The organism is Pseudomonas sp. (assembly GCF_037994325.1).
GTDB lineage: Bacteria > Pseudomonadota > Gammaproteobacteria > Pseudomonadales > Pseudomonadaceae > Aquipseudomonas.
Map to the genome: position 1 here is coordinate 1 of NZ_JBBNAH010000645.1, position 6230 is coordinate 6230.

The 6230-nt window shown below is 59.8% G+C and carries 7 protein-coding genes; 6 read left to right on the forward strand and 1 reads right to left on the reverse strand.

The features are described 5' to 3' along the window. Positions 1-401 (forward strand): MFS transporter (locus tag AAAB16_RS21285; RefSeq protein WP_340665127.1); only part of this gene is annotated, 401 nt, incomplete at its 5' end. Here AAAB16_RS21285 and AAAB16_RS21290 read toward each other — a convergent pair. After that, a complete protein-coding gene (locus AAAB16_RS21290) occupies positions 371-1300 on the reverse strand; it encodes an alpha/beta hydrolase (RefSeq protein ID WP_340665128.1) in 930 nt (309 codons plus the stop codon). The genes AAAB16_RS21285 and AAAB16_RS21290 overlap by 31 nt on opposite strands. A 102-nt stretch (positions 1301-1402) precedes the next feature. Between AAAB16_RS21290 and AAAB16_RS21295 the strand changes: the two genes are divergently transcribed. The 5 genes from AAAB16_RS21295 to AAAB16_RS21315 all read left to right on the forward strand — a co-directional run. Continuing rightward, positions 1403-2221, forward strand: coding sequence for a transporter substrate-binding domain-containing protein (locus AAAB16_RS21295; protein WP_340665129.1), 819 nt, complete (start codon positions 1403-1405; stop codon positions 2219-2221). 48 nt (positions 2222-2269) lie between these two features. Continuing rightward, positions 2270-2587 carry a DUF4398 domain-containing protein gene (locus AAAB16_RS21300; protein ID WP_340665132.1) on the forward strand — a complete coding sequence of 106 codons (318 nt, stop codon included), beginning with the start codon at positions 2270-2272 and terminating at the stop codon, positions 2585-2587. After that, positions 2584-3393 (forward strand): OmpA family protein, encoded by an 810-nt coding sequence (locus AAAB16_RS21305; RefSeq protein WP_340665130.1) that lies wholly within the window; start codon positions 2584-2586, stop codon positions 3391-3393. Before AAAB16_RS21300 ends, AAAB16_RS21305 begins: the two co-directional genes overlap by 4 nt. Before the next feature lie 304 nt (positions 3394-3697). Beyond that, complete coding sequence (locus tag AAAB16_RS21310) at positions 3698-5137, forward strand: PLP-dependent aminotransferase family protein (protein ID WP_110614945.1); 1440 nt, start codon at positions 3698-3700, stop codon at positions 5135-5137. A gap of 211 nt (positions 5138-5348) precedes the next feature. Beyond that, positions 5349-6230: von Willebrand factor type A domain-containing protein (locus AAAB16_RS21315; protein WP_340665131.1), on the forward strand; the 882-nt coding region annotated here is incomplete at its 3' end.

A 6230-nucleotide genomic window follows, 5' to 3' on the forward strand; every position in this document is an offset into this window, starting at 1 on the left:
GCTATGGGCAGCGCACCAGCGCAGCGGCGTTGGTTTTGTTGCTCGTGGCGTGGTGGCCGCTGGCGCTGATGGAGCAGTCGATGACGATGTTGTTGCTCGGCATCGTGCTGCTCGACCTCGGCGGCCAGGCGTTGCATGTCACCAGCCAGAGCATGATTTTCCGCACCCAGCCGCAGGCGCACAGCCGGTTGATCGGCCTATATATGCTGTTCTATGCGCTGGGTAGTGGGCTGGGGGCAATCGGCACCACAGCGGTCTACGCCTCTGCTGGTTGGCAGGGCGTATGCCTGCTTGGCGCGGCGGTTAGTTTGGCCGCGCTGCTGTTTTGGTCCGTCACCTGGCGTGTTATGGCTGTGGGCGAGGGGGCAAATCAGCCCTTTACGCCGTCCAGGAATGCTTGATAGTGCTGCGCCGTTTCCTCCGGCCGCTCAATCATTGGCACATGGCCGCAGTCTTTCATGATGACCACACTGGGCTTTTTCAGTAGCGGCTTCATTACCTCGATGCTCGACACATCCAGCACGCGGTCCTTGTCGCCCCACAACAGCAAGGTTGGTGCCTGAATCTTCGGCAGCTCCGGCTCCAGCGGGATATAGCGTTCGCGCAAGTGCTTGAACACCTTGTCGTTCTGCTCACTTCTGGCGCTTGCCTGCTCCGCCATGTAGCGCTGCACATTGGCCGGTACGCTCGGCGGCTGGACAAAAACAAAGCTCACCAGCTTGGCAAAGCTTTCCGCGTCACGGGCTACCAGCGGGTTGGGGTCGTTGCGTTCGAGCATTTCATACAGTTCGCTTTTCTTCGGCGAGGTAACCCCGGCGTTGTCCAACAGCGCGAGCGAGAGCACTTGCTCGGGATGGCGGGCGGCATACAACGCAGCGATATGGCCGCCCATGGAGTTGCCGATCAGGTGCACCTTACTCAGGCCCAGCGCTTTGACAAACGCGGTCACGCGTTCGGCCTGGGTGCCGACGTCGTAACTGGCATCGGGTTTGCTGCTGTCGCCAAAGCCCGGGAGGTCGAGGGCGATCACGTGGTACCGCTCGGTGAAGAACTTGGCAAAGCGCAGCCAGTTGTCTTTGTTGGCGCCGAAGCCGTGGATCATCACGATGGTTTCGCCGCTGGCCGGGCCGCCTTCGTAATAGTGAATGCTCAGATCGCCAACGGTGATCTGTTCGCTGCTCAGATGTGCCGCTTGGCGCTCGGCAAATAGCGCGGTGGCCATCAAGGTGGCGGGGGAAAAGTAGAGCAGGGCGGCAATTGCTGCCACACAGATCGCAAAGCCAACGACTAGTTTTTTCATGGACCGTCCTTATCGCCAATAATTATTTCAATTCGTCTAAGCTAGCATGACGCTGTGCTACTGCCCGCCACCCCAACCAACGATCAGTTCGGGAACCCGCTGATGCTGATACGCCTTCACTTTATCGCGCTGTTGTTGCTCGCCGCCTTGCCGGGCGTGAGTGCTGCCGCTGGAAAGTGTGAACGTCTGGTGGCCACCGGCAACCCCGAATACCCGCCTTATTTATGGCGCGACCCAGCTAACCCCAAGCTGTTGATTGGCGCCAACGCCGATCTGCTCAAGCAGTTGGGCAAAGAACTGGGTGTGAATATCGACGTGATCTACACCGGCCCGTGGTCCCGCGCTCAGGACGAAGTGCGTACTGGCCGCGTCGATATGATCGCCGGTGCTTTTCTCACCACGCCACGCCTGGAAGTGATGGACTACATCCATCCGGCCTTTCTTGAAACCACCAGCGTGGTTTGGGTCAAACGCGGCAAAGGTTTCCCCTATACCCAGTGGGAAGACCTGCGCCTGCACACCGGCGGCACCTTGGTGAATAACAGTTTTGGTCAGGCCTTTGACCATTTCGCCAAAGACAACCTCAGCCTGGAAACCGTGCCAAGCCTGACCCAGGCCTATCAAAAGCTGTTGCTCGAGCGCACCGACTACGTGCTGTACGAGCGTTACCCAGGTTTGGCCTTGGCCGAAACTCTGGGCATGGCCGCCGATCTCGAAGCCCTGGAACCGCCCATCTCCAGTGAAGGTCTGTACCTGACGCTGTCGTTCAACTCGGCCTGTAACGAGCCGTGGCTGCGCGGACAACTGGCTAAAAAGATGACAGAATTGACCGCCTCTGGCGCGCCGCAAGCCCTGCTGCAGCACAACCTCAAGCTGTGGGCAGAGCAACAACTGCAACCGGCGACTCCCCCGAAACAGTAGGAATTTTTTGTGATTCATAGACGCATACTGGCAACCAGCCTGGTCGTTATGGCCTTGCTCGGTTGTACCAAAGACCCCGCGCCAGACGAGCAAATGCGCCTGACTGAACAGGCGGTCGCGCAAGCCAAAGCCATAGGCGCCGATGAGCAGATTCCCGAGATGGTCCAGGCAGAACGAAAGCTGGCGCTCGCGCAAAAGAATATGGCCGAAGAAGATTTCAATCGCGCCCGCCGCTTAGCTGAACAAGCTGAATTGGACGCGCGTTTGGCCGAGGGGCTGGTGTTGACCGCCAAAAGCGAAACCCAGTTGGCTGACCTCAACGCCCGCATTAAACGTCTACAGAAACAACTGGGGGCGTTGCAATGATCACGCGCTCCTGCCGTCTGCCCATCGCACTATTGGGCCTGGCGCTGTTGGCTGGCTGTGCCACCAAGCCTGATGCCGAACAAAGCCTGGAAGCCGCCCGCGAAAGCTTCCAGAAAGTTAAAGAAGACACCAACGCCTTGCGCTATGCCCCGCGCGATGTCATTCGCGCCGGCGATTCGCTGTCACGCGCCGATCGATTGTCCACCTACTGGGGCAGCGATTCCGATGTGGAGCATTACGCCTACCTCAGCCAGCGTTACAGCGCGATTGCCACCGAGCACGCCAAGCTCAGCGTCAACCAGGAGCGTCAGAGCAAGTTGCAGATGGAGCTTGAACGCCTGCAACTGAACCTGCGCGAAGCCAAATTGGTGAGCGTGCAACAGCAGGGCAAATGGCTGGAAGAGCAGATCAACCTGGCGGCCAGCGAGACGGATCGCGGCTTGGTGCTGACCTTGGGCGATGTGCTGTTCGATGCCAGCGACGCCGAGCTGAAACCGTCGGCCAACCGCACCTTGCTAAAGCTTGTGCAGTTCTTGCAACTCAACCCACGCCGTGTGGTGCGGGTTGAGGGCTATACCGACAACCGCGGTAGCGCCGAGGACAACCTCACGCTGTCTAAAGCCCGCGCTCAAGCCGTGGCCGATACCTTGGTCGACCTGGGTATCGACGAAAAACGCATCCAGGTTGCCGGCTATGGCGCCGACTTCCCCGTGACCGAAAACGCCTCATCGCGTGGCCGAGCGCAGAACCGCCGAGTGGAAATTGTGTTCTCCGACGACCAGGGCAAGTTGGGCTCGGATCGGTAGTGTCGCCCGTACTGAACAAGCCCCGATTGCTGCCAAGTGTCGGGGCTTTTTCTTGCGCGCAGTCTGTTGAGCTTCGCTGCGCTCAACGAGCGCGGACCGACCCAAGCTACAGGTGCCCGTAGGGTGTGCTGCGCGCACCAAGCGGTATCCATGTTGGCGCCTTGGTGCGCACAGCACACCCTACGGATCATCCGTCGGCCGGTCCTGTTCTGTATGCAAAACAAAAACCCAAACTGTGCCGGTTCAGTTCTAAACTGTTTCGCTACTGTATCGGTGTTCGCGCTCAGGTAACCAGGAAGCTGCCATGACCAGTCTGTTGCTCTATCAACGTATCGCCCAACAATTGGCCGAGGATATTCGCCGTGGCGTGTATCAGCCGGGTGAGCGCGTGCCGTCGGTACGTAAGATGAGTTCGCAACTGAATGTCAGCCATGCGACGGTGTTGCAGGCTTACGCCAACCTGGAAGACCAGGGCCTGATCCGTGCGCGTCCGCAATCGGGTTTCTATGTGCATCAAACCCCGGCGCTAACGGCTGCCACGCCGGATATTGCCCGGGTCGAGCGCCCCGGACTGGTTACCCGCAGCACCATCATTCATCAAGTGTTGACCGAAGCACGCCGCGAGGGTGTATTCCCCTTTGGTGCGGCGGTGCCCCATGTCGATTACCTGCCCGTGCGCGCGTTGCATCAGCAGTTGGCCAAGGTCACCCGCTTCCAGAGCCCGCGCGCGTTCAGCTATATGTTCAGCCCAGGCTTTGAACCGCTGCGCCGCCAGGTGGCCATTCGTATGCGCGACGCCGGCGTGGTGGTCGACCCCGCCGAAGTGGTGATCACCCACGGTTGTGTGGATGCGCTGCAAATGTCCCTGCGGGTGCTGACCAAACCGGGCGACCTGATCGCCACCGAGTCGCCGACCTACTATGGCTTGCTGCAACTGGCCGACCTGCTGGGACTGAAAGTCATCGAAATCCCCAGCGACCCCGGCACCGGCATCAGCCTCGAAGCCCTGCAACTGGCCGCCAGCCAATGGCCGATCAAAGCCTTGGTATTGACTGCGCGCCTAAGCAACCCGCTGGGCGGCACCATCCCTGAAGAGCGGCAAAAGCAGCTGCTGCGCCAGGCCCGCGAATTTGATTTCCATATTGTCGAAGACGATATCTACGGCGAGCTGTTGTTCGAACAAGGCCCGACCAAAGCGCTGAAATCCCACGACCGCGAAGGGCGCGTGCTGTACTGCTCCAGCTTTTCGAAAACCCTGTCGCCCGGCGTGCGCGTGGGTTGGATTATCGCCAGCAAATACCAGGACGATATCCAGCGCCTGCAAACCTTCACCACCCACTCGGCGTGCAGCGTTACGCAAATGGGCGTGGCGGCGTATTTGGAAAACGGCGGCTACGACCGCCATCTGCGCTATATCCGCCACGAATACCGGAAAAACCTCAGCGCCTTTCAGCTGGCGGTGCAGCAGTACTTCCCCGAAGGCACGCAGATCACCCGGCCTAAGGGCGGCTTTATTCTGTGGGTCAGCCTGCCGCGTCGGGTCAACACCAAAGACCTGCACGTACGTGCCCTGCAACAAGGCATCAGCATCGCCCCGGGGCTGATCTTTAGTAACACCGAGCAGTTCAACCACTGCGTGCGGCTGAACTGCGGGATACCGTGGAATAGGGAATCGGAGCGGGCAATCATGACCCTTGGCATGCTGGCCAATCAGTTGTGCCAGGAGACGCCGAACCTTCTCTAGTCGGCGCACGACTTACGATGCTGGATTTCCGCCCTCGCGGGAATGACGGTGCATGTGTGAGCAATCTCCGTCGTTCCCGCGCAGGCGGGAACCCAGAATCTCGACATGATCACGTCCGCCCAACCCGCGTAAATATTTTTCACCCCCGCTTAACCCCAATCCCAAAACTCCACCGTCTACCCCTGCGAATGGACCCACAGGAGACGCCACCATGGCTCACTATTTCGCTCTATCCCGTACGCCGTTGCTCTATGGTTTTGCTGGTGGTTTGTTGCTGGCGTTAACCGCTTGCTCGGTGAAGGAGTCGGACTCGGCGGTGGCAAAAAACGCCCCAATGCCCGCAGCACCGGTGGTCTACGCCGACGCCTCATTGGCTGAACAGGCAGAACCTGCCGAATTGAAAAAGGCCGACCCTAACGCCAGCTACGCGCCGGCCGCCGTGGCCCCGCGACGTATGCTTGTGCCAGCGCCTAGCCGCGATACGCAATCGGCGGACTTTCAAAGCGAGTACCGCGAGCAATACCAAAAACTCGCCGACAACCCCATCCACGCGGTAGCGCAAGAGCCGGTCTCGACCTTTAGCATCGACGTCGACACCGGCAGCTACGCCAACGTGCGCCGCTTTCTTAATCGTGGTCAGCTGCCGCCAGGCGAAGCGGTGCGGTTGGAAGAACTGGTGAATTACTTTCCCTATAGCTACCCACAGGCGGCCGGCAATACGCCGTTTGGCGTCAGCACCGAGTTGGCGGTAACGCCGTGGAACGCCAATAGCCGTTTGCTGAAAGTGGCGATCAAGGCCTCTGACCTGCAAAGCCAAGCCATGCCGCCAGCCAACCTGGTATTTCTGGTCGATGTCTCTGGCTCCATGGACCGCCCCGACGGCCTGCCGCTGGTGCAGAGCACTTTGAAACTGTTGGTGGAGCAATTGCGCGGCGAGGATAAAGTCTCGCTGGTGGTGTACGCCGGGGACTCCAGCGTGGTGCTGCCGCCGACTTCGGGCAGCGAAAAGGGCAAAATTCGTGCGGCCATCGACAAGCTGCAAGCGGGCGGTTCGACGGCGGGGGAGTCGGGCATTCGGCTGGCCTATGAACAA

Bases quoted from the DNA above. Each gene is read 5' to 3' on its own strand.
- AAAB16_RS21300 (WP_340665132.1), top strand. From the start codon at position 2,270: ATGGCCTTGCTCGGTTGTACCAAAGACCCCGCGCCAGACGAGCAAATG.
- AAAB16_RS21310 (WP_110614945.1), top strand. From the start codon at position 3,698: ATGACCAGTCTGTTGCTCTATCAACGTATCGCCCAACAATTGGCCGAG.
- AAAB16_RS21305 (WP_340665130.1), top strand. From the start codon at position 2,584: ATGATCACGCGCTCCTGCCGTCTGCCCATCGCACTATTGGGCCTGGCG.
- AAAB16_RS21290 (WP_340665128.1), bottom strand. From the start codon at position 1,300: ATGAAAAAACTAGTCGTTGGCTTTGCGATCTGTGTGGCAGCAATTGCC.
- AAAB16_RS21295 (WP_340665129.1), top strand. From the start codon at position 1,403: ATGCTGATACGCCTTCACTTTATCGCGCTGTTGTTGCTCGCCGCCTTG.